We start from the raw sequence: 21,163 nt of genomic DNA, 5'->3' as shown, positions 1-21,163 counted from the left end.
GTCAGCCTGTCGGCCGGTTCTCGCCGGTCTCAGAGCAGAGGTTCTTTCGCGAAGCCAGGAAGTCGATGAAGGTGCGGACCTTGGCGGACAGATATTTCCTGCTGGGATAGACGGCGTGCAGGGTCGTGCTGAACATCACCTCTTCGGGGAGCACCACTTCCAGCCGGCCCTCGGCGATATCGGTCTGCGTCATCCACGCCGGCAGGAAGACCAGACCCATGCCCTCCAATGCGGCCAGGTGCAGCATGATCTCGTTTTCGCTCAGCATGACGGGGCGGAACTTCACCGTCGCCTGGCCCTTCGGTCCGTCGAGAGTCATGCTGCCGCTGGAATTCATGCCTTTGTAGAGCAAGATCGAATGCCCGTTGAGGTCGCCGACTTTCGATGGCCGGCCGGTGCGCGTGAGATAGGCAGGGGACGCGACAAGATGAAAAGGGACGTCCATCACCGGCCGCGCGATGAGGCCGGGATCGAGCCGGTCGGGCGACGTGGCGCGGAGCGCCAGGTCAAAGCCCTCGTCGACGAGATTGACCAGCCGGCCGCTGAAATCCATGTCGAAGCACACGTCGGGATAGCGCTGATGATATTCGGCGATCACGCGGGCAATCGGGGTGTTCGCAAACCACATCGGGACACTTAGCCTCAAGGTCCCGCGCGGCGTCACCGTGACATTGCTGACGGCGTCTTCCACCTCGTCCAGGCCGTCGAGCAACAGCCTGGCCTGGTTGAAATAGAGCGTGCCGGTCTCGGTCATGCTGACAGAGCGGCTGGTACGGTTGAGCAACCGGCTTCCCAGCCGTTTCTCCAAGTGCATCACATGTTTGCTCGCCATGGCCGGCGAGAGACCGAGACGATCGGCGGCGGCCGTGAAATTCTTCAATTCCGCCACAGTGCAGAAGACGCGCAGGCTCGTTAACGTATCCATCGATTATCAACATAAGGGAAACGTTCTCTCAACGAAAGCGTGATTGATCAATTGACACGAAACGACGAATTTGGCTGACGAAACCAGATTTCCTGGTCCCATGCCAGTATCGCTTCGAAAGAATGCAATCCGTGACCAGTCTTCGTCTTCCCACCTATTTCGTCAGTCATGGCGGCGGTCCCTGGCCCTATATGAGCGGCGAGTTCCGTCGCAACTTCGACAAGCTCGAGCAGTCGCTGATCAAGATGCGGGCCGAACTCGGCGATGCGCCCAAGGCGATCCTCATGGTCTCGGCGCATTGGGAGGAGCAGGGCTTTGCTGTCTCCTCCGGCGAAAGGCCGGGGATGCTCTACGACTTTTACGGCTTCCCGGAATATCTCTACCACGTAAAATATGGCGCTCCGGGCTCTCCCGAACTCGCACGGCATGTCCAGCAATTGCTGCAGGCCGGCGGCATCGACGCCTGGCTCGATCCCGCCCGAGGCTTCGATCACGGCACCTACGGCATCATGCAGCCGCTCTACCCCGAAGAAGACATGCCCGTGGTCCAGCTCTCCATCCATGCCGGGTACGATCCCGCCGTCCACCTTAAGGTCGGGCGGGCGCTGGCGCCGTTGCGCGACGAGGGCGTGCTGATCATCGGCGGCGGTCTCAGCTATCACAATCTGAGGGCTTTCCAGGATGGCAGCGGACGCGAGCCGTCCCGGCAATTCGATGCCTGGCTCCATCAGACCCTGCTCCGTTCGCCGCCCGAAGAACGTGCCGAGCGGTTGTTACACTGGGAGCGGGCGCCGCTCGCCCGCGCCGCGCATCCAAGAGAAGATCATCTTATCCCGCTGATGGTCGCGGTCGGCGCCGCAGGGAGCGAACCGGGCGCCGTCACCTATCACCAGACCGACTTTGCCGGCGGGCTCACCGCATCCAGCTTCCGTTTCGGCGCAACACCACGGCCCATCCTTTCCAAGGGAGATCTGCAATGACCGACAACACCCTGAAACCGATCCTCTACTTCAAGCAGAACTGCCCGTTCTGCTTCAAGGTCCGGCTGTTCCTGCTCGAAGCAGGCTTGAACGAAGACGTCGAGATCCGCGAATTTGTCTCCGGATCGCCGGCGGAGGATGACGTGCGCGCCGAACTCGGCCCACATCTCGCCAAGATAAGCTTCCCCGCCGCCCGGCTCGAACCCGGCCGTTACATTGCCGAGTCGGATGACATCGTCGCCTTCCTGGCGGCAAAGGCCGGCCGCGAACCGGCTTCCATGCCGGCATTCACCAACTATGTCGAAGGCCCTCTGAAGCTCGTGATGAATCTCTGGAAAGAGAACATCGAGCTCAAGGCGGCCGCCGCTTGAACATCAAAACCATCATTCAGGAGAAATACCATGCCAGACACGACCAAGTGGACGCCTTATATCCTCGCCATTTTGCGGATCGTCACCGCGCTGCTGTTCCTTGAACATGCCACGATGAAATTCTTTCAATTCCCGGCCGCCATCCCGGGCATACCGTCGCCTTTGCCGACGATGATCCTCGTCGCCGGTGCAATCGAGGTCATCACTGGCCTGCTGATGACGGTCGGCTACTACACCCGCGTCGCCGCCTTCATCGCTTCAGGCGAAATGGCGGCCGCTTACTGGATGGCGCATGCGCCGCAAAGCTTCTGGCCGGCGCTCAACATGGGCGAGTCCGCCATCTTGTTCTGCTTCGTATTCCTTTATCTCGCCTTTGCCGGCCCTGGCCGCCTGGCAATCGACAATGCCGCGAAGCAGACGTCGCTCGCGAGAGCCTAAGCCCGCAACCTCTGCGCTCCCGCTCTATGGCGGGAGCGCAGAGGCCCGCGCTCAAATTCAGTGTGGACACTATTATGGACACATGTTCTATAAAGTGGACAGATTTGACGGAGCGGGCGATGCATCTTTCCATGTGGACTTATCCCTGGGACATCCAGGATCAGGGGCTCAGCGCGTTTGCCGCCGAGCTTGGCGGCCGCGCGGGCCTGAACACGGTCAGCCTGGCGACCTCCTATCATGCCGGCCGCTTCCTTCAGCCGCGCAGCCCGCAGCAGAAGGCCTATTTTCCCGAGGACGGAACGGTCTATTTCCGACCGGATGAAAGCCTCTGGCAGGATAAGCTGATCCGGCCGCTGATGGCCGGGAATGTCACTGAGCGCGGCGACATGCTGGATGCGCTCGTCAGGGCGCGCGATGCGACGGGCCTCAAGGTCTCCTGCTGGACGGTCTGCCTGCACAATAGCCGCCTCGGCATGCTGCATCCCGATCATGTGACGCGAAACGCCTTCGGCAATGCCAACTACTACAATCTCTGCCCCTCCAGCCCGGCGGCGCGGGACTATGCCGTCACCCTCGTGCGCGACATCACGACGAACTACCGGCCCGACATGGTGGAACTCGAGAGCCCGAACTTCATGGGCTTCGCGCATGAATACCACCACGAAAAAGACGGCGTCGGCCTGAACGCCGAAGACGACTTCCTGCTATCGCTCTGCTTCTGCGACCATTGCACGGCGCGCGCCGAAAAGACCGGCGTGCCGGTCGAAGGCGCGCGCCGCTCGGTCGCGCGCTTCATCGCCGAGCTCTGCGAAAGGGCTGTCCCGGAACCGCAGTTCCCGGACTTCCCGGCAGCCGGCATCGATGCCTTCCGCGACCATCCCGACCTGCATGCCTATCTCACCTGGCGCAGCGAGCCGGTGACCAGCCTGATCGGCGAAATCAAGGCGGCCGCCGACCCGGCGACACGCGTCGTGCTGATCGACCTGAAGGACGGCTGGCTCGGCGGCGTCGATCTCGCAGCCGCCGGCAAGCTCTGCGACGGGGCGATCCTATGCTGCTACGACATGGCGCCTGATGCCATCGGCGATGTCATCCGGACCGGCCGGGCGGCAATCGGGCCGGACAAATTTCTCGGGGTGGGCCTGCGCGTCTTCTATCCCGAGGTCAGCGCGGCTGCGGTGCTGGCAGCGCGCGCCAGGGCCGCCGTCGATGCCGGCGCTGACGGCGTGAACTTCTACAATTACGGCCTGATCCCGGCCAAACGTCTCGACTGGGTCAAGGCGGCAGTCGATGCCATCACTTGAGCAGATCGGCGCTCTTCAGGATGTGATGGGTTCGGCGACCTGGATCAGGCAGTCGCCGGCCTGGCTGTCGCAATGCAGCCTGTGGGAAATGACGATGCCGCTCTCGGCAAAACGCAACTCTTCCTCCGGCTGCTCCAGCCGTTCGAGATCATGATACCATCCGGCCAGATCGCCGGCGGCAACGGTGGCGCCGAGGGCAACAGCCGGCTCGAACCAGCCTCTGCGGTTCGCATAGATGCCCTGGCTGTGCCGGGATAGCGACAGCAGTTGCAACGGCCCGGGCTCGGCGAGCGGCGAGCGCGACAGGACCGGACGCTCGATAATGCCGAGTGTGACGAGCAGCCGGTCGATCGCCGCCGCCGTGAAAGCCATCGTCTCGGGCGTCACGGTTCCGCCGCCGCCGAACTCGCCGGAAAGACCGACGATTCCTGCCCTTGCCGCAGCGCCCATCGATGTCGGCGCCGTCGGCCCGTTATCGGCGATGAAGGCATGCGACGCGCCCATCGCCCGCATCAGCGAAACGGACCGTTCGAAGCGGGCCGCATCGGCCTGCCGCTCGATCAGCGTGCAGGGCAAGTGCGCCATGGAGGTGCCGCCCGAATGCAGGTCGAGCACGGCGTCATGACGCGGAAAAAGTTCATGTTCGAGGAAATGCGCCATCCGCGCCGTCGGCGACCCCATGGGATCACCGGGAAAGGCCCGATTGAGATTGCCGCCGTCGAAGGGCGAGCAGCGCTTGGCCGCCATCACCGCCGGCAGGTTCGCCATCGGCAGGATGGTGACGGCGCCACGGATTTCCGCGGCGTCCAACAGCCGCATCAACCGTCCGAGCTGGAGTTCACCCTCATACTCGTCGCCATGATTGCCCGCCATCAGCAGCAAGGACGGCCCTTCGCCATTTTTCAGGCGAAGGACCGGAATGCGGATCTGATAATAGGGCGAACGGTCGATCGAATAGGGAATGGCGAGGTGGCCGGCCTGCCGGCCCTCGCGCGAAAAGTCGATCGGATTGACGAGACCGCTATGCATGATCTCTCCAGTGCGGGCGGTTGCGATGCCGTTACAGCGCGGCGATCGCGGTCATTTCGACGCGCAGATCGGGATCGGCGAGACGAGCTTCGGTGCAGGCGCGCGCCGGCGGGTTTTCGATGTCGATCCAGCTGTCATAGACGCTGTTCATCGCCTCGAAATCGACGATCGCCGGCAGGAAGACGTTGACGGCGATGAGGCGCGAACGGTCGATCCCGGCCTCCTTCAACAGGGCGTCGATCTTGCCGAGCACATCGCGGGTCTGGTCCTCAATGCCCGCCTTGCGATTTTCCGCGACCTGGCCGGCAATATAGACGAGACCGCCGTAGCTGACGGCTTGGCTCATACGCGAGCCTTTCTGATAGCGCTGGATCATAAGCAGGTTTTCCTTTTCTTGCTTTTGGAGGGAGAGTTCAGCCGAAGCTGGTCAGATAGGCCGCCGTCACCGAATGGTCCGGATCGAGCCCGTAAAGGATGGCATGCCGGTCAAGGCAGGTGCAGGGATGCGAGATGCCGTACTCGATGACGTCGCCGACCGAAACGTCGCTGCCATCGGCAAGGCTGATGAAGGCGTGCTGATCGTTGAGGCGAAACACTTCGGCGCCTTCGAGATCGGCAAGATGCGCACCATTGCGGTAGAGCGCCAGCGGCCGCGGCAGGCCCTGGTCCATCGCCACGTCGCGCATGCCCATGCCGCAGATTGCAAGCCGCGGCTCCGGTCGCGACAGCACCTCGGCCCAAACCCGCAGCGCCGGACGGAAACCCGCGGCCGCGGAAATCATCTCGCCTCCGATGCGCAAGCCGCCGCGTGCATCGAGGCCGGCAAGGCCGCGCTCGTAGATGCCGTGATCGTGGAAGAAGATCGCGCCGCTGCGCAGCACCAGCCGGCAGGCCGGATCGGCCGCAACGGCGGCTGAAAGCCTGGCAACCACAAGGTCGAAAAACACCGAGCCGCCTGATGTGACGAGGAGCGGCCGCTCGTCGCCGATGCGGGCGCGCAGCTTCGGCAGAAAATCGGATGTCACCGCCATCAGCGAGTCGATGCGACGCATCGTCTCTTGCGCATCGGCGGTGGCCGCCGCGCCCTCATAGGCGGCGATGCCGGTCAGCCGGAAGGTCGGAGTCTCCACGGCAAGGATCGCCTCGACAATTGCCTCGGCGGCGGCGGCGCTGCGGGCACCGGCGCGGCCGGCGCCGAACTCCACCAGCAGGCCAAGAGGCGGCAGATCGGCACGCTCCTGCCATGCGGCGCAAAGAGCCTCGACGAGCGCCGTCGAATCCACGAAAATATGCAGTTCCGCATCGGGATATTGGCCGAGCAGGGCCGCCAGCCGGCGGGCGGCGGCAGCTCCACCGATCTCGTTGGCGAGGATCAGCCGGCGCTGTCCGGCCTTGAGCAACACGGCCGCCTGACGGATATCGGCGACCGTCGTGCCCCAGGCGCCCGCCGCCAGAAGCGCCTCCGACAGCGCCGTCGACATCGGCGTCTTGGCGTGGGGGGCGATTTCGGCGCCATGGCTCTTCACATAGATCATCATCAGTTCGGCATTGTCGAAGAAAGCCTGCCGGTCGAGCGAGATCAGCGGCAGGGCCATCCTGCCGTCATAGGGCTTCCATCCCTGCCTGCCGATGGCATCCAGCGGGAGCGGCGGATTGCCTGGCGGAAAGCCGCGCACCCGCTCGTCGATCAGTAGGTTTTCGGTCGTGGTATGAAGGTCAGACATGGCAGTCCCTGATCTCGGCCGGATCGGCGATGCCGAGGCGATAGGTGTCATTGGCGGTGGCAAAGAACAAAGCGCGCTGCTCGTCGTAGGAGAGTTGCGCGGCGACCGTGCGGAAAACCTGATAGACCTCGTCGAAAGAGGCGTGCAGGCCCGCAACCGGAAAGTCGCTTGCGAACATGGCCCGCGCCGGGCCGAAACAATCGAGGCAATGCTCGATCACCGGCCGCAGGCTTTCGAGCGTCCAATCATTGTCGTAGGCGACGAGGTCGGAGATCTTCAGGCGTATATTCGGCTCGTTGCCGAGCGCCCGCAGGCCGTCACGCCAGAGCGCCATGCCATCCGCCGTCCGGTCGGTGGGGCTACCGCCGTGGTTGAGCACGAAAAGCGTTTGCGGAAAGGCGCGCACCAGGTCGAGCGCTTCGCTCATCTGCCAGGGATAGAGCATCAGATCGAAGACCAGCCCGAGCCGCGTGGCGTGCGCCAGGCCCGCCCGCCAGGCGGGATCGCTCATGCGGTTGGCGCGCGACGCAAAACTCTTCGCCACATCGGGATGCCAGCTCAAAATATCGCGGATGCCGACGACGTTGGGATTTGCCGCTTCCGCCTCGAGCAGGCGCATGGCGTCCGGCCCGTCGAGGGGAATGCGGGCGATATAACGGTGTGCCACGCCGGAGCTGCGGTCGAGGCCATCCAGCCAGCGGCTCTCTTCCAGCGGATAGGCAACGGACCAGCCGGCCTCGACATGCACCGTGGCAACCACATTCTGGCGGGCGGCATCGGCGCGATAATCGTCGATGCCGTAGTCGCGCAGGATCGGCGCTAAACTGCCGAAAACCATCTCTTCGCCTGATGCCCGCGCCTTCTGAAGCCAGGGATGACGTTGCAGCGTAAGGTCCCAGAGGTGATGGTGCGGGTCGATCACCGGCCCGTCATAGAGTTCGGTCATCGGCGCGCCTCCCGGCCGGAAACCAGCAGAAGGGCGAGGATCAGCGTGCCGAACATGATCGACCGCCAGCCGGGCGAGGCATTGACGACCGTGATCAACGCCGTCGTCGTCACAAGCAGGATCGCCCCCGGAACGGTCCCGGCATAGGTGCCGCGCCCGCCGAGGATGGAGGTGCCGCCGAGCACGACGGCGGCGATCGAGGTCAAGAGATAGGGATCGCCGATGCCGACATAGCCCTGCCGGTTCATGCCGAGCACGAGAATGCCGGCAAGACCGGCGAAAAAGCCCGACAGGGTATGGCCGACCAGCGTGTTGCGCGTGACGCTGACGCCGGAAAGCCGGGCCGCCAGCGGGTTCGCCCCAAGCGCCAGGAAACGGGCGCCGATCGGCATGCGGTGGACGAGCAGCAGGACGACGATCGAAACGACGAGCCACAGGATGATGCCCGAGGGGATGCCGAGCGGCCGCGCCTGCCCGAGCAGGATGACCGCCGGATTGCTGACAGTGACGGCGCTGCCGCCGGCGATGATGACGAGCAGGCCCTGCAGGAAGGTCGCCATGGCAAGCGTCATGATGATCGGCGGCACGCGAAGATAGGCAGCACCGGCGCCGTTCATCAGGCCGATGCCGGTGGCGATGGCAAGGGCCGCCACGATGCCGGCAAGGCCGGTCGGGTCCCAGGCCGGCGAAATCAGCGGCAGCAGGATCGCCGTGACGGTGATGACCGCTCCGACGGAGAGATCGATGCCGCCCATCAGGATGACGAGCGTCTGCCCGGCGGCGGCAATGCCGATCACCGCGGCGAGTTCGAGCAGGTAGCGCAGGTGGCCATAGGCGCCGAAACCACGCAGCGAGAGGCTTGCGACGATCCAGACGAGTGCGACCAGAAGCAGGGTCAGGAGCGGCGGATTGCGGAACGCGGATCGGATCATGTTCATCGCCTTGCCCTCCATACCCCAAGAAGTTCCGGAACAGCGACCGCCCCAACGATGATCAGCCCTTGCGCGACATATTGCGCGACCGGCGGGAAACCCAGGAAGAACATGACGTTGATCATGACCGAGAGCAGCAGGCTGCCGCAGATCGCGCCGCGCATCGTGCCCTTGCCGCCGAGGAAACCGACGCCGCCGAGCACGGCGGCGGCGATCGAGTTCAGCGTGAAGGGCGTGCCGATCACCGGATCACCCGAGCCGGTCTGCGCGGCGACGAACAAACCGGTCAGCGTTGCAAGCAGACCGGACAGCGCGAAGGCTGCGACCTTCACCCGCTCGACCGGGACGCCGGAGCGGAATGCGCCGACCGGATTGTCGCCGGCCGCGTAGATGCCGAGGCCGAGCGGGGTTGCGAGAAAGACCTTCCAGAGCACGAGGATCACGATGAGCAGCAGGAAAGCGACGGGCGTGTGGCCGGCCAGCGTGGTCGACAGCCAGTCGGGAATGAACCCGCCCGGCCGCGGCAGCAGGATGAGTGCCACACCGCCGATGATGAAGGAGCCGGCAAGCGTGACGATGATCGCCGGCAGCCTCAGATACGTGACGATGGCGCCGATGACGGCGCCGATCGAAAGACCGGCGAGCGAGACCGCGAGAATGCCGCCCGGCACGCCGAGCGCTCCTTCCATCGTCGTCGCGGCGATCACCGCTCCAAGGCTGACGAGCGGGCCGATCGCCAGCGTGATGCCGCCGTTCAGCATGAGCAGCGCCTGCGCCATGGTGACGAGCGCCAGCGGGAACCAGTTCTGCGTGAACTTGGAGAAGCCGCCGATGGAAAGGATGCCGGGAAAGAGCAGCGCATAGAGGATGAGAAAGGCGGCGACGACCAGATAGAGACCGGCAAGGCCGCGGTTGCGGCGGAGCTGGATCGAGCCGTAGAGCCGGGATGATGAAATTGTGCTCATGCCGCCTCTCCCTACGTCGCGGTCGCGATGCCCATGGCCGCGCCGACGATCGCCCCTTCGCTGATCGCATCCTGCGACAGCACCGCCGCGACGCGCCCCTCGCGCAGAACCACGACACGGTCGCAAAGATGCACGAGCTCCGGCGTATCGGAACTGGCCAGGATGACGAGCCGCCCCTCGGCGGCGAAAGCGCGGAGCATGAGGTAAATTTCCCGCTTGGTCTCGATGTCGACGCCGCGCGTCGGATCGTTGAGCAGCAGAACGGAAGGATCGAGCGGCAGCCATTTGGCGAGCGCCACCTTCTGCTGGTTGCCGCCGGAAAGCGCCTGCACCGGGCGGGCCGTGTCGCCCTTGATCGTCAGCCTGCGCGCGAGATCGGCGACCAGGCCGTTTTCCGCCGGCCGGTCGCGTAAGCCGTTGCGAGCGAGCCGTCCGAGCGAGGGCAGGATGAGATTGGATGCGATGGAGTGGGGCAGCACCAGCCCCTCATGCTTGCGGTCGGCAGGGACATAGACGATGCCCGCCGCATTCGCCTCGCCGACATCGGCGGGCAGGGCGGGTTTGCCGGATACTTCCGCGCGAGCGGCTGAGGCTGGAATCGCGCCGTAAAGGCCGAGCAGCAGGTCTTCCTGCCCTTGTCCGACGAGCCCGCCAATGCCGACGATCTCGCCGGCGCGGGCGGAGAAGCCGACGTCACGCACCATGCCGGCGGAGAAACCTTCGACGCTGATGCGTGTTTCGCCGGACTTGGTGGCGGCGCGCGGCGGGAACAGGTCGCCGGTCTCGCGGCCGACCATGAGGCGCACCAGGCCCTCGCCGTCGATGCCGGAGAGCGACTGGTCGGCGGTGACCAGGCCGTCCTTCAGCACCGTGACATGCGAGCAGAGCGCCTGCACCTCATTGAGGCGGTGGGAAATATAAAGAAGTGCCGTGCCGCGGTCCTTGAGCGTCTCGATCAGACGGGCAAGGATGCCGGCTTCGTGGGCGGAGAGCGACGAAGTCGGCTCGTCCAGGATCAGCACGCGCGGCTTGCGGAACAGCGCCTTGGCGATCTCGACCATCTGACGGCGGCCGAGCGCGAGATCGGCGACCGGCATGTCGAGCGCTTCGGTAAGCCCGACCATGTCGCAGACATCCGACACGCCGCGATGAAGCGCTTTATAATCGATCAGACCGAAGCGACGCGGAAATGCCCCGAGCCCGATGTTTTCGGCAATCGACAGACTGGCCGTCAGGCTCAGCTCCTGCTGAACGACGGCGATACCTGCCGCGCGCGCCGCCGCCGGGCTGAAGCGCCCGACGGGCTTGCCGTCGACGAGGATGGAACCGCTGTCCGGCTGGAGAGCACCGGACAGGAGGTTGATCAATGTGGATTTGCCGGCGCCGTTTTCGCCGAGCAGGGCGTGAACCCTGCCCGGCAGAAGGGCGATATCGACGCCCTTCAAAACGGGATTGCCGAAAAATCCCCTGAACACCTGCCGGGCTTCCAGCAGGGGTCGTTCTTCCGTCATGACGGCTTTCCTCAACCCGAGTTACTTGGTCGGATTATTTGGGCGGATTACTTGGCGAGCAGCTTGTCGAAGAGCGCCTGGTCGTAATCGGAGTAGATATAGCCGTCAGCCGGGAACTTGTCGGCCCGGGCGAGGTAGCTGCCGATCGTGCTGTCGTCGATGACGGGCAGCGGCACCTTGACGAAGGCCGGGACATCCTTGCCTTGCAGCGCCTGCACGGCGGTATAGACGGAAAGCGCGCCGAGCCAGTTGGGCTGCATCGTCGCCCAGCCCTTCAGGCCCTTCTCCTTCCAGAGTTCCAGGAACTGCCGGGCGTTTTCACCGGTCGTCGGCACCTGCTCGCGGCCCTGACGCTCGAAGGCAAGGACCGAGCCGGCCGACAGCGCGCCACCGAGCGACAGCACGCCGTCGATTTCGGGATTGGCAAAGAGCAGGCTGGTCATCGCTTCCTGCGCCGGCGCGACGTTATATTCCGTATTCGTCTCGGTGATCACCTGGAGACCCGGATTGGCATCGAGGACCGGCTGGGCGCCTTTGCGGCGGTCGTCGCTCACCGAAATGCCGGCCGGGCCGTTCATGATGATGATCTTGCCCTTGCCGCCGAGCTGGCTGACCATCCACTTGGCAGCGGTCGCGCCCCATTCGTTGGAATCGGTGTTGATCTTGGCGGTCACCTTGTCGGTATTGACAAGGCTGTCGAAATTCACGACGGCGATGCCCTTGTCGCAGGCATCCGATATGACGCGGTCGAGCGCATTGGAGGAACCGGCGATCACGACGATGGCGTCGACATTGGCGTCGATCATCGACTGAATATGCTGGATCTGCGTCTGGGCGTTGCCCTGCGCGTCCGTGATCATCAGGTCCTTCACCAGGCCCGCCTTCTTCAGCTCCTCCACTTCAGCCGTGATGGTGCCTTCGGTCTGCTTCATCCAGGTCGGCACCGAATAGATGTTCGCCCAGCCGATCGTATAGGGCGCCTTCCTGTCATCTTTGATGCAATTGGCGGCGGCCGAGGCCGTGCCTGTGGAAAAGACGAGGAGGGCCGCCGCGGCGGCAGCGCCCGCAAGAAGGCGGCGCAGCGAAGCAGAAATGCTGTTTTCAAAATTCTTCATGTCGATCCCCTTTTTTGTGAGCGGCAGCGTTGACGGCTTGCCATCTTTGTCCAATATATTGTACATATGATCTATATACCGGACGAGGTGATCTTATGCTGATTTTTCTACCCCGCAAGAGGGGTGGAAAAATTTCATCCGCGATGAATGACCGGATCGATTGACAGATGCGGCAGAGGGCTTGAAAAGCTTGGCCGGACAAAAAAGGATCGAAAGAATGGATGCAGTTCAGGACGAAGCAGCCGGCAAGCGCGCCCGAGGGCTCGACCGCGCCTTCGAGATCCTCGATTTCCTGCGCCAGAAGCGGCAGGCCTTGAAGCCAAACGAAATTGCCGCGCAGATCGGCGCGCCGCGTTCATCGGTTTACGAACTCGTCAACCTGCTGCTGAGCAACGGCATTCTGGAATTCACCGGCGGCGAGGGGCGTGTCTATCTCGGCCGCAAGCTCTATTTCCTCGGCGCAGCCTATGAGAACCATTTCGATTTCACCCGCGAATGCGAGGCCGCACTGGAACAGCTTGCCGACGAGACGCGGGAAACGGCGCAGTTCTGCATGCTGGATGGAAACAGATATACGGTCGTGCGCATGCGCGAAGGCGCACGCCCCTTCCGCATTTCGACGGATGTCGGCCAATCGGTGCCGATCCCGTGGACGGCGTCAGGCCGCTTGCTCGTCGCGCATCTGTCCGATCAGGACATTCTGAACTTCATTCCGCCGCAGGATTTCCGCCTGCCGAACGGCGAATGGCTGGAGCCGCAAACCTTCATCGCCGAAGTGCGCCAAGCCGAGCGTGAAGGTCTCTTCACTTTCAACAGCATCGTCGACAGCTTCACCCATTGTTTTGCCGTGCCGGTGCGCGGCGAAGAAGGCCATGCCGCCGCAACGCTCTGCCTCGTCACCCCGCGCGACGACGGCATCGCCAACCGCGACCGCTACCTCGACTGCCTGAAGAAGGCCGCCGCCGGACTGGATCATGCTCCGACCCGGCCCAAACGAGGCTGAAGCCTGAGCAAATCAGGATATTGATATCCGGCGGCACGGACATTCGTGCGAGGGAACGCCGGATGATCTCCTTATCACCGCCCCAGGCGGCTCTTTGTCACGCCTGTAGAATGCCGCCTGTCGGCCTGCCCTATAATTCGAGGGGCGGCGGCCTCGATCGTTCAATTTCGAGTTTCAAGCCGATCCCGGAAATCTATTCACGCTTCCTCCGAAACTATGAAATTAAGTTTCTCTATAAAATTTATGGAGAACGTATCTTAGTGGTCCAACAGCGCATTTATACTTGGCCTTGGGGAAGGCCAGACTGTTGACGGCAACCGGAGAGGACGCGACATGACACGGAAAATCAGGCTTGGGGCATTTCTTCCCGGTGGCGGACAGCATGTTGCCTCATGGCGGCATCCCGACCAGCCGGCCGACGGCGCGACCAGTTTCGAGTTCCACAAACGCCTCGCTTTGACGGCCGAGCGCGGGCTCTTCGATGCCTATTTCCTCGCCGACGGACTGGCCGTCGGTTTCGGCGGGGCGCGTGAAGGCGGCAATGCCCGCGTCGCCGGCTTCGAACCGGTGACCCTGTTTTCCGCCCTTGCGCCTTTCACCACCCATCTCGGCTTTATCGCCACGTCCTCGACGACCTACGAGGAGCCTTACACGACCGCCCGCAAATTCGCCTCGCTGGATCTGATCTCGGATGGCCGCGCCGGCTGGAACGTCGTCACCACGACGGGCGACCTGACGGCGCAGAACTTCAACCGCGACACCCAGCTTCCGCATGCCGACCGATATCGCCGTGCCGCCGAGCATGTCGACGTCGTCCGCAAACTCTGGGAAAGCTTCGAAGACGACGCCTTCATCCGGGACAAGGATACCGGCGTATTCTTCGACCCGTCGAAGCTGCACGACACCGACCACCGCGGCGAACATTTCAGCGTGCGCGGTCCGCTCAACGTCTCGCGGTCGCCGCAGGGGCATCCCGTCATCGTCCAGGCCGGCCAATCCGAAGACGGACGCGGACTCGCCGCGGCAACGGCCGAGGTCATCTTCACCGCCCACCAGCATATCGAAACCGCCCAGGAGTTCTACCGGGACATCAAGGCCCGCGCCCGCGGTCTCGGCCGAAACCCGGATCACATCCTGGTCATGCCCGGCGTATCCGCTTTCGTCGGCAGGACCGAGGCGGAGGCACGCGAGAAATACGACCGCCTGACCTCGCTCATCGTCGAAGAGGACGGGATCGGCCTCCTCAATGGCCTGACCGGCGGCACGCTCGATCTGCACGGTTATGACCTCGACGGGCCTCTGCCGCCGGCGCCGCCGACCGAAGGCATGAAGAGCCGCCAGGCGCTCATCCGCCAGATCGCCGATGAAAACAACTTCACCATTCGCCAGCTCTATCAGTGGATCGCATCCGCCCGCGGTCACTACACCATCGTCGGAACGCCCGAGCAGATCGCCGATACGCTGCAGAACTGGTTCGAGAACGAAGCCGCCGACGGCTTCAACATTCTGCCGCCCTGGCTGCCGACGGCGCTCGACGATTTCGTCGATCTGGTCATCCCGGAACTGCAGCGCCGCGGCCTGTTCCGCACCGCCTATGAGGGCAAGACGCTGCGGGAGAACCTCGGCCTGCCTTTCCCGACCAATCGGTGGACTGCAGGACATGCAGCTCTCCAGGCGGCAGAGTGAGGAGCGGCCATGACCTATGAAATCAACCAGACTCTCCCGAGAAGCTTTGGCCGCCTGAAAAACAGCGAAAGCCATATTTCCATTCTCGCCTCCCGCCTGCGCGGAGTGCTCGCATCGCTTTTGCCGCGCTACGGCCTTCTCATCGGCTTCCTCCTGTTCTGGCAGGTGTCGAGCACCAGGGGCTGGGTCAATCCCGCCGTCTTCCCGCCCTTGAACGTGATCCTGTCGGCCCTTTGGACCAATCTGGCCAACGGCGCGCTGCTCGATGACATCGCCATCAGTCTGCAGCGATCGGGAACCGCTTTTGCCTTTGCCGTCGCAATCGGCATTCCGCTCGGCCTGTTCATGGGCCAGTTTCGCTTGGTCGAACAGGCGCTCGATCCGATCCTGCAGCTCTTCCGCCAGACCTCGGCGCTGGCGCTCTACCCGGTCTTCATCCTGCTGCTCGGCCTCGGCGAAACATCGAAGATCTTCGTGATCTTCTGGGCGACGCTGTTTCCGGTCCTGCTCGCCACGATCGGCGGCGTCAAGGAAGTGGACAAGAAGCTGATCGAGATGGCGCGGACCTACGGCGCCGGGCCGCTGACCATCTTCCGCCGCGTCATCCTGCCGGCCTCGGTGCCTGCAATCTTCGTCGGCCTGCGCCTTTCGGCGACGACTGCGCTTCTGCTGTTGATTGCCGCCGAGATGATCGGCGCCAACAAGGGCATCGGTTTCCAGGTCATGAACGCCCAGTACAATTTCCAGATTCCGCTGATGTTTGCGGCGATCCTTCTGCTCGCCTTCCTCGGGCTTGCCGCCAATGCCTTGCTCGTTCTCCTGCAGCGCCGCCTCTGCCGCTGGTCTCAGCCGGGCCGTTGACTGCTTCCACCGATTTTCCTCTTCCGAAAAGGACCACCACATGACATTCCATCCCCGCAACCTCCTTCTGCCGGCCGTGATCGCTCTCGGCCTTGCCACACCGGCCGCAGCCACCGACACGGTGAAGCTGCGCTACCTCGCCAGCCAGGGCGGCCTTGCCGCCCATGAACTCGCCGCCGAGCTCGGCTATTTCGAAGGCACGGGCATCACGCTGGAAAATGTCGGCTATGCCCAGGGCGGCCCGGCCTCCCTCATCGCTCTGGCATCCGGTGACGTCGAGATTGGCAGCGCTGCAACCTCCGCCGTCCTGAACTCGATCATCGGCGGCAATGATTTCGTCGCCGCCTATCCTTCGAACGGCATCAACGACGAGGTGCAGTCGACCTTCTACGTGCTGGAAGACAGCCCGATCAAAGGCATCAAGGACATTGCCGGCAAGAGCATCGCGGTCAATACGCTCGGCGCCCATCTCGACTATACCATCCGCGAGGCCTTGCATTCCGTCGACCTGCCGACCGACGTCGCCAATCAGGTCGTCGTCCCCGGGCCGCAGCTCGAGCAGGTGCTGCGTTCCAAGCAGGTCGATATCGCCGCCTTCGGCTATTGGCAGACGACCTTCGAGGGTGCAGCGCTGAAGAACGGCGGTCTGCGGGCGATTTTCGACGATACCGACGTGCTTGGAGACATTGCCGGCGGCTTTGTGGTACTGCGCCGCGATTTCATTCAGCAGCATCCGGAGGCTTCGAAGATTTTCGTCGAGCAGTCGGCCCGCGCCCTCGACTATGCCCGCGAGCATCCTGAGGAAACCAAGAAGATCCTGGCCAAGGCGCTCAGCGAGCGTGGCGAGAACGCGGATATCGCACAGTATTTCCGCGGCTACGGCGTGCGCGCCGGCGGCCTGCCGGTCGAGCGCGACATCCAGTTCTGGATCGACGTCCTGGTTCGCGAAGGCAAGCTGAAGCAAGGCCAGCTGGCGGCCAAGGACATCCTCTTTGCCGCCGACGCCAAGCCGGCAAGCAACTGAGGAACCGTGATGAGCATCGCTGAGGACACGAGCCGCGGAGAGGTAACGATCCGTCACCTCTCCAAATCCTACAAGTTGAACGGGACACAGCTAGAGGTTCTCAAGGATATCAACCTCCACATCCGCTCCGGCGAAAGCCTCGCCATTGTCGGCGCCAGCGGCTCGGGCAAGACGACCCTGCTCAGGGTTCTGGCAGGTCTTGAGGATTCCGACACGGGAGAGGTTCTCGTCGACGGCAAGGCGGTGTGCGGCGTCGGCGCGGAGCGCGCCGTCATCTTCCAGGAACCGCGGCTGCTTCCCTGGCTTGATGTGCTCGACAATGTCTCCTTCGGGCTGGAAACAAGAGGTCTGTCACGTGAGCAGGCGAGGGCGCGGGCGCGCCATTATGTCAAGCTCGTCGGCCTGCAGCAATTCGAGGCGGCCTATCCCCGGCAGCTCTCCGGCGGCATGGCCCAACGCGTCGGGATCGCCCGGGCGCTTGCCGTCCAGCCGGAGATCCTGCTGCTCGACGAACCGCTCGGCGCGCTCGACGCAATGACCAAGATCGGCATGCAGCAGGAGCTAGCACGGATCTGGCGCGATGAGGATGTCACCACCATTCTCGTGACCCACGATCTCGAGGAAGCGATTTATCTCGCCGACCGGATCCTGATCCTGCCACGGGAAAAAGGCAGCGAGCCGCGCCTGATCGAAATCGATCTGCCCCGTCCTCGCGACCGCAGCGCCCCGGAATTCGTCCGACACCGCGAAGAGTTGCTGAACCTGTTCGGACTGCACTGACATCTTCAGTCGTCAGCGCGCGCCACATGGAACCTGTTCCATGTGGCGCGCCGCAGTAGCAGGAGCGAGGGAGAGAACATCAGCGGACCGCTATTGCGCCCTGCTCTTTGAGCCGGCGGTGAGATACGGCCGCCGATCCAGTTCCGCCGACCGGTAGGAACTGCGCAGCCGCAGGAGATCCTTGCGGGCGATCAGGCCGCACAATTTCCCTGAGGTCGGATCGACGATCGGAATGCGTCCGTCGCCGGTCGACAGCATCAGGTCGGCGATGAATGCGACCGTATCATCCGGATGCCCGACAGGAACGGACGCGTCTGTCACATTTTCCGCAAGCGTCTGTCCGGCGAGGTCCAAATTCCCCTGCCAGAGCAGGGCGTCAGCCCTCGATACGATGCCTGCCAATTTGCCTCCTGCATCGACCACCGGATAGATCCGGTGCGTTTTCTCCAGCGAGGCAAAGAAGTCGCACGCCTCTCCCACCGTCATGGTGACCGGAAGCGTATCGACATCGCTGATCATGATCTCCCTTGCCCGCGATAGCTCGAACGGATCGACGCCATATTCGCGGGTGATATGCTGGCCGCGGCGTGCGATCTTCTCGGTGAGGATCGAGCGGCGCAGCAGCAAAACCGTGACGGCATAGGCCGTAACCGTTGCGGCAAGCAGCGGAACGAGCGTGCTGATGTCGCCGGTGATCTCCATCGCGAAGAAGGTTCCCGTCAGCGGCGCGCGCATGGTTCCGCCCATCATCGCCGCCATGCCGAGCAGCGCCCAGAAGCCGGGATCGTTGCCCGGCATAACAAGCCCGACCAGCCATCCGAGAGCGCCGCCGAAAATCAGAAGCGGTGCAAGCACGCCGCCCGAGGTGCCCGACGACAGGGCAAACAGCCAGATGACCGTCTTCACCAGCAGGATCGACATCACAGCCGGCGCGAGCAGCCGGTTGTTGAGCAAGCCATCGATGATGTCGTAGCCGACGCCCATTGCTCGCGGTTCAATCAGGCCGCCGAGGCCGATGACGAGACCGCCGAGCATCGGCCACCACATCCAGTGGATCGGCAAGGCCTCGAACAGATCCTCGATCCGGTAGAGCAGTGTCGTCAGCAATCCCGATTGCAGGCCTGAGATGATGCCCATCGCCGCACAGGCGAAAATCCCCCACCAGGGCAAGTCTGGCTGAAAGTGGGTCGGGAACAGCGGACCGGTACCGAACAGCAGCGGACGCCAGCAGATCGATACGCAAGCGGCGACGGCGACCGGAATGAAGCTGCGCGGCTTCCATTCGAACAATAAGAGTTCGACCGCCAGCATGACCGCGGCGATCGGCGAGCCGAAGATCGCCGTCATGCCTGCGGCGGCACCCGCGACGAGCAGCGTCTTCCGCTCTGCGGCACTCATGTGGAAGAATTGGGCGAACAGCGAGCCGATCGCACCGCCGGTCATGATGATCGGCCCCTCGGCGCCGAACGGACCGCCGGTTCCGATGGAGATTGCCGATGACAGCGGCTTGAGGATCGCGACCTTCGGTGACATCCGGCTGCCGCCGATCAGGATGGCCTCGATCGCCTCCGGAATGCCGTGGCCGCGTATCTTCTCCGACCCGAAGCGGGCCATGAGCCCGATGACCAGTCCGCCGAGCGGCGGAACCAGAACCACCCATAGCGAGCGCGGCACCGCAGCCAGAGAGGCGGGCCGGATGCCGATCTGCCCGAACCAGATGGCATTCGTCACCAGCGCGATGAGGCTGACGAGACACCAGGCGGCAAACGCGCCTGCCGTGCCGACAATGATGGACATGCCAACCAGCAGGAGGACCCGCCGGTCGGTGGTGAAATCTCCGGCCTCACGCCGGGAAAGACCGCCGGTGAAATCGTGCGGCCGGTTGCTTGGTTGATGCTGCGCCATGGAAGCCTCTGCTACGCGGAACGGATACGCTTGAGGGGCGTCAATATATCGTGATACGATATAAATCAAGGGACGAAAACATGAAGACGATCATGTCTCATAAGATGCCTCCCTTGACCGGCTGGCGACTGCCCCTCTATTCGAGATGGCCGAATGGCTTCCAACCTGGGCAGCCGCTGCGGCAAAGGAGAATGGCTTTGAAGAAGACCGCGCCGCCGCTCAGACAGGAAGATTACCAGGCTCTCGCCGACCTCCGGTTCGCGCTTCGCCAGTTCATGGACTTCAGCGCCTCCGCCGCCCAGTCGGAAGGACTGCCGACGCAACAGCATCAGGCGCTGCTGGCGATCAAGGGACAACGCGGCGGTGCCGTAACCATCGGCATGTTGGCCGAGCGGCTGATCATCGCGCCGCATACGGCGACCGAACTTGTCGGGCGGCTGTCGGATGCCGGATTGGTCGAACGTCATGCCGATCCGGCCGACAGGCGCCGCCAGACGATTCTGCTGACCGACAAGGCGGACGCGCTGCTGACGCGGCTGAGCGCCGTCCATCTTTCAGAAATACGGGAGATGGCGCCGAAGCTGATCAAGCTCCTCCTCGAACTGCAGAAAACGGCGCCGAAAGCTGAATAACAGTCGCCGCGGCGCGGCCTACGTGCCGCGTCAACTCAAGAGCGTCTTCTTGAGCCGATGGATATGGGCGGCGCCGATCCCGCAGCAGCCGCCGATGATCGTCGCGCCGGCTTCGGCCCAGGAGCAGGCGTAACGCGAATAGGCATCGTCATTCAGATCGTTGCGGGTTTCATGCAGCCCTTCATTGGCGGCCGCTTCGCCTGTTTCCCCTTCGAAGGCGTTGGCATAGACGCCGATCTCGATGGAAGCGTCCATTGTCCGGAAGACGCGCGCCGCCGTCTCCACGGCCGCCTGCATGACCTCGGGCTTGCTGCAATTGAACAGGAAGGCTTCAGCGCCCGATGACACCGCCCAGGACGCCGCGTCAGCGACGGTTTCGCCGGAGCGAAGCTTCGGTTCGCCGCCTCCGATGGCTGCCTCGTCATCCGCCAATGTGAAGGAAATCCAGAACGGCTTGCCTGATGCCGCCACCGCGTTGCGGACGGCCTCCGCCTCGGCGATCAGGCTCAGCGTCTCGCCGAGCCATATATCGACGAAGGGGCCGAGGTTTTCGACGAGCACCTCGAGATAGTCCTGCACCCGCGACGGCTGAAAGTTCTGTGGCTCGTATGAGCCGAAGATCGGTGGCAGCGAGCCGGCGACCAGCACCTTGCGATGCGAGACGGCATCTGCCGCCTCGCGGGCTAACCGACCGGCGAGACGGATCAACGCCGGCCCTTCCTTCCAAAACCGATCCTCGCCGATGTGAAAGGGCACCAGCGCATAACTGTTCGTCGTCACGACCTCGGAGCCGGCGGCAATGAATTCCTGGTGGACCTTGCGAACGATATCAGGCGCGTTGATCAGCGCCAATGCCGACCATTCCGGCTGTTTCAGTTCGGCGCCCAGCCGCAGCAGCTCGCGGCTCATGCCGCCATCGAGAATTCGCGTCGTGCTCATGAAGAGGTCTCCATTCAGGCCGTCGCGCCGTGGCCGGCGGCGGGCTTTTCATAACAAAGTGGGCGAGATGCACGTGGTTCGTGCGCGAGGTAG

At 63.6% G+C, this 21,163-nt stretch carries 21 protein-coding genes; 10 read left to right on the top strand and 11 right to left on the bottom strand.

What is annotated here, in order from left to right; translation table 11 throughout:
- Position 1: 1 nt before the first annotated feature.
- A complete protein-coding gene (locus EEQ99_RS01305; RefSeq protein ID WP_127429900.1) occupies positions 2-925 on the bottom strand; it encodes a LysR family transcriptional regulator in 924 nt (307 codons plus the stop codon).
- A gap of 131 nt (positions 926-1,056) precedes the next feature.
- On the opposite strand from EEQ99_RS01305, the gene EEQ99_RS01300 reads away from it, so the two are divergent.
- From EEQ99_RS01300 to EEQ99_RS01285, 4 genes are all read left to right on the top strand, one after another.
- Positions 1,057-1,905 (top strand): DODA-type extradiol aromatic ring-opening family dioxygenase, encoded by an 849-nt coding sequence (locus EEQ99_RS01300; protein ID WP_127429899.1) that lies wholly within the window; start codon positions 1,057-1,059, stop codon positions 1,903-1,905.
- On the top strand, positions 1,902-2,276 hold the full coding sequence (locus tag EEQ99_RS01295; RefSeq protein ID WP_127429898.1) for a glutathione S-transferase N-terminal domain-containing protein: 375 nt from the start codon (positions 1,902-1,904) through the stop codon (positions 2,274-2,276). Before EEQ99_RS01300 ends, EEQ99_RS01295 begins: the two co-directional genes overlap by 4 nt.
- Before the next feature lie 30 nt (positions 2,277-2,306).
- Positions 2,307-2,714 carry a DoxX family protein gene (locus tag EEQ99_RS01290; RefSeq protein WP_028755787.1) on the top strand — a complete coding sequence of 136 codons (408 nt, stop codon included), beginning with the start codon at positions 2,307-2,309 and terminating at the stop codon, positions 2,712-2,714.
- A gap of 119 nt (positions 2,715-2,833) precedes the next feature.
- Positions 2,834-4,018, top strand: a complete 1,185-nt coding sequence (locus tag EEQ99_RS01285; RefSeq protein WP_127429897.1) for a hypothetical protein — start codon at positions 2,834-2,836, stop codon at positions 4,016-4,018.
- A gap of 15 nt (positions 4,019-4,033) precedes the next feature.
- Here EEQ99_RS01285 and EEQ99_RS01280 read toward each other — a convergent pair whose 3' ends face one another.
- The 8 genes from EEQ99_RS01280 to EEQ99_RS01245 are packed head-to-tail and all read right to left on the bottom strand — an operon-like array spanning position 4,034 to position 12,240.
- Entirely contained in the window at positions 4,034-5,047 is a 1,014-nt protein-coding gene (locus EEQ99_RS01280) for a succinylglutamate desuccinylase/aspartoacylase family protein (protein WP_127429896.1), read from the bottom strand.
- Between the two features lie 31 nt (positions 5,048-5,078).
- Complete coding sequence (locus EEQ99_RS01275) at positions 5,079-5,423, bottom strand: RidA family protein (protein WP_028755790.1); 345 nt, start codon at positions 5,421-5,423, stop codon at positions 5,079-5,081.
- A 37-nt stretch (positions 5,424-5,460) separates the two neighbouring features.
- Entirely contained in the window at positions 5,461-6,771 is a 1,311-nt protein-coding gene (locus EEQ99_RS01270) for an alanine racemase (RefSeq protein ID WP_127429895.1), read from the bottom strand.
- Entirely contained in the window at positions 6,764-7,717 is a 954-nt protein-coding gene (locus EEQ99_RS01265; protein ID WP_127429894.1) for an amidohydrolase family protein, read from the bottom strand. Before EEQ99_RS01265 ends, EEQ99_RS01270 begins: the two co-directional genes overlap by 8 nt.
- Positions 7,714-8,655, bottom strand: a complete 942-nt coding sequence (locus tag EEQ99_RS01260) for an ABC transporter permease (RefSeq protein ID WP_028755793.1) — start codon at positions 8,653-8,655, stop codon at positions 7,714-7,716. The genes EEQ99_RS01265 and EEQ99_RS01260 overlap by 4 nt, the downstream gene beginning before the upstream one ends.
- Positions 8,652-9,614, bottom strand: a complete 963-nt coding sequence (locus EEQ99_RS01255; RefSeq protein WP_028755794.1) for an ABC transporter permease — start codon at positions 9,612-9,614, stop codon at positions 8,652-8,654. The genes EEQ99_RS01260 and EEQ99_RS01255 overlap by 4 nt, the downstream gene beginning before the upstream one ends.
- 11 nt (positions 9,615-9,625) lie before the next feature.
- Complete coding sequence (locus tag EEQ99_RS01250; RefSeq protein WP_097622469.1) at positions 9,626-11,125, bottom strand: sugar ABC transporter ATP-binding protein; 1,500 nt, start codon at positions 11,123-11,125, stop codon at positions 9,626-9,628.
- A 47-nt stretch (positions 11,126-11,172) separates the two neighbouring features.
- On the bottom strand, positions 11,173-12,240 hold the full coding sequence (locus tag EEQ99_RS01245; protein WP_097622654.1) for an ABC transporter substrate-binding protein: 1,068 nt from the start codon (positions 12,238-12,240) through the stop codon (positions 11,173-11,175).
- Positions 12,241-12,457: 217 nt separating this feature from the next.
- Between EEQ99_RS01245 and EEQ99_RS01240 the strand changes: the two genes are divergently transcribed.
- From EEQ99_RS01240 to EEQ99_RS01215, 5 genes are all read left to right on the top strand, one after another.
- The gene (locus EEQ99_RS01240; RefSeq protein ID WP_028755797.1) at positions 12,458-13,243 is read left to right on the top strand and encodes an IclR family transcriptional regulator; all 786 of its coding nucleotides are present in this window, start codon (positions 12,458-12,460) and stop codon (positions 13,241-13,243) included.
- Positions 13,244-13,576: 333 nt separating this feature from the next.
- Positions 13,577-14,929: an LLM class flavin-dependent oxidoreductase gene (locus EEQ99_RS01230; RefSeq protein ID WP_028757034.1), complete on the top strand. Its 1,353-nt coding sequence runs from the start codon at positions 13,577-13,579 to the stop codon at positions 14,927-14,929.
- Between the two features lie 9 nt (positions 14,930-14,938).
- Positions 14,939-15,790, top strand: coding sequence for an ABC transporter permease (locus tag EEQ99_RS01225; RefSeq protein ID WP_028755799.1), 852 nt, complete (start codon positions 14,939-14,941; stop codon positions 15,788-15,790).
- Positions 15,791-15,830: 40 nt separating this feature from the next.
- The gene (locus EEQ99_RS01220) at positions 15,831-16,814 is read left to right on the top strand and encodes an ABC transporter substrate-binding protein (RefSeq protein WP_028755800.1); all 984 of its coding nucleotides are present in this window, start codon (positions 15,831-15,833) and stop codon (positions 16,812-16,814) included.
- Positions 16,815-16,823: 9 nt separating this feature from the next.
- On the top strand, positions 16,824-17,594 hold the full coding sequence (locus EEQ99_RS01215) for an ABC transporter ATP-binding protein (RefSeq protein ID WP_028755801.1): 771 nt from the start codon (positions 16,824-16,826) through the stop codon (positions 17,592-17,594).
- A gap of 90 nt (positions 17,595-17,684) precedes the next feature.
- Here EEQ99_RS01215 and EEQ99_RS01210 read toward each other — a convergent pair whose 3' ends face one another.
- Positions 17,685-19,499 carry a chloride channel protein gene (locus EEQ99_RS01210; RefSeq protein ID WP_028755802.1) on the bottom strand — a complete coding sequence of 605 codons (1,815 nt, stop codon included), beginning with the start codon at positions 19,497-19,499 and terminating at the stop codon, positions 17,685-17,687.
- 197 nt (positions 19,500-19,696) lie between these two features.
- On the opposite strand from EEQ99_RS01210, the gene EEQ99_RS01205 reads away from it, so the two are divergent.
- Positions 19,697-20,131: a MarR family winged helix-turn-helix transcriptional regulator gene (locus tag EEQ99_RS01205; protein WP_028757039.1), complete on the top strand. Its 435-nt coding sequence runs from the start codon at positions 19,697-19,699 to the stop codon at positions 20,129-20,131.
- 30 nt (positions 20,132-20,161) lie between these two features.
- Here the strand turns inward: EEQ99_RS01205 and EEQ99_RS01200 are convergent, their stop codons facing one another.
- Positions 20,162-21,070, bottom strand: a complete 909-nt coding sequence (locus EEQ99_RS01200) for a homocysteine S-methyltransferase family protein (RefSeq protein WP_028756213.1) — start codon at positions 21,068-21,070, stop codon at positions 20,162-20,164.
- Positions 21,071-21,163: the final 93 nt, after the last annotated feature.

The organism is Rhizobium anhuiense, from assembly GCF_003985145.1.
In the GTDB taxonomy this organism is placed as follows: domain Bacteria; phylum Pseudomonadota; class Alphaproteobacteria; order Rhizobiales; family Rhizobiaceae; genus Rhizobium; species Rhizobium anhuiense.
This window is presented reverse-complemented; position numbering and strand designations above follow the sequence as displayed.

Bases quoted from the DNA above. Each gene is read 5' to 3' on its own strand.
- EEQ99_RS01225 (WP_028755799.1), top strand. From the start codon at position 14,939: ATGACCTATGAAATCAACCAGACTCTCCCGAGAAGCTTTGGCCGCCTG.
- EEQ99_RS01270 (WP_127429895.1), bottom strand. From the start codon at position 6,771: ATGTCTGACCTTCATACCACGACCGAAAACCTACTGATCGACGAGCGG.
- EEQ99_RS01280 (WP_127429896.1), bottom strand. From the start codon at position 5,047: ATGCATAGCGGTCTCGTCAATCCGATCGACTTTTCGCGCGAGGGCCGG.
- EEQ99_RS01240 (WP_028755797.1), top strand. From the start codon at position 12,458: ATGGATGCAGTTCAGGACGAAGCAGCCGGCAAGCGCGCCCGAGGGCTC.
- EEQ99_RS01260 (WP_028755793.1), bottom strand. From the start codon at position 8,655: ATGAACATGATCCGATCCGCGTTCCGCAATCCGCCGCTCCTGACCCTG.
- EEQ99_RS01210 (WP_028755802.1), bottom strand. From the start codon at position 19,499: ATGGCGCAGCATCAACCAAGCAACCGGCCGCACGATTTCACCGGCGGT.
- EEQ99_RS01215 (WP_028755801.1), top strand. From the start codon at position 16,824: ATGAGCATCGCTGAGGACACGAGCCGCGGAGAGGTAACGATCCGTCAC.
- EEQ99_RS01285 (WP_127429897.1), top strand. From the start codon at position 2,834: ATGCATCTTTCCATGTGGACTTATCCCTGGGACATCCAGGATCAGGGG.
- EEQ99_RS01200 (WP_028756213.1), bottom strand. From the start codon at position 21,070: ATGAGCACGACGCGAATTCTCGATGGCGGCATGAGCCGCGAGCTGCTG.
- EEQ99_RS01265 (WP_127429894.1), bottom strand. From the start codon at position 7,717: ATGACCGAACTCTATGACGGGCCGGTGATCGACCCGCACCATCACCTC.
- EEQ99_RS01275 (WP_028755790.1), bottom strand. From the start codon at position 5,423: ATGATCCAGCGCTATCAGAAAGGCTCGCGTATGAGCCAAGCCGTCAGC.
- EEQ99_RS01295 (WP_127429898.1), top strand. From the start codon at position 1,902: ATGACCGACAACACCCTGAAACCGATCCTCTACTTCAAGCAGAACTGC.
- EEQ99_RS01250 (WP_097622469.1), bottom strand. From the start codon at position 11,125: ATGACGGAAGAACGACCCCTGCTGGAAGCCCGGCAGGTGTTCAGGGGA.
- EEQ99_RS01230 (WP_028757034.1), top strand. From the start codon at position 13,577: ATGACACGGAAAATCAGGCTTGGGGCATTTCTTCCCGGTGGCGGACAG.
- EEQ99_RS01255 (WP_028755794.1), bottom strand. From the start codon at position 9,614: ATGAGCACAATTTCATCATCCCGGCTCTACGGCTCGATCCAGCTCCGC.
- EEQ99_RS01220 (WP_028755800.1), top strand. From the start codon at position 15,831: ATGACATTCCATCCCCGCAACCTCCTTCTGCCGGCCGTGATCGCTCTC.
- EEQ99_RS01305 (WP_127429900.1), bottom strand. From the start codon at position 925: ATGGATACGTTAACGAGCCTGCGCGTCTTCTGCACTGTGGCGGAATTG.
- EEQ99_RS01245 (WP_097622654.1), bottom strand. From the start codon at position 12,240: ATGAAGAATTTTGAAAACAGCATTTCTGCTTCGCTGCGCCGCCTTCTT.
- EEQ99_RS01290 (WP_028755787.1), top strand. From the start codon at position 2,307: ATGCCAGACACGACCAAGTGGACGCCTTATATCCTCGCCATTTTGCGG.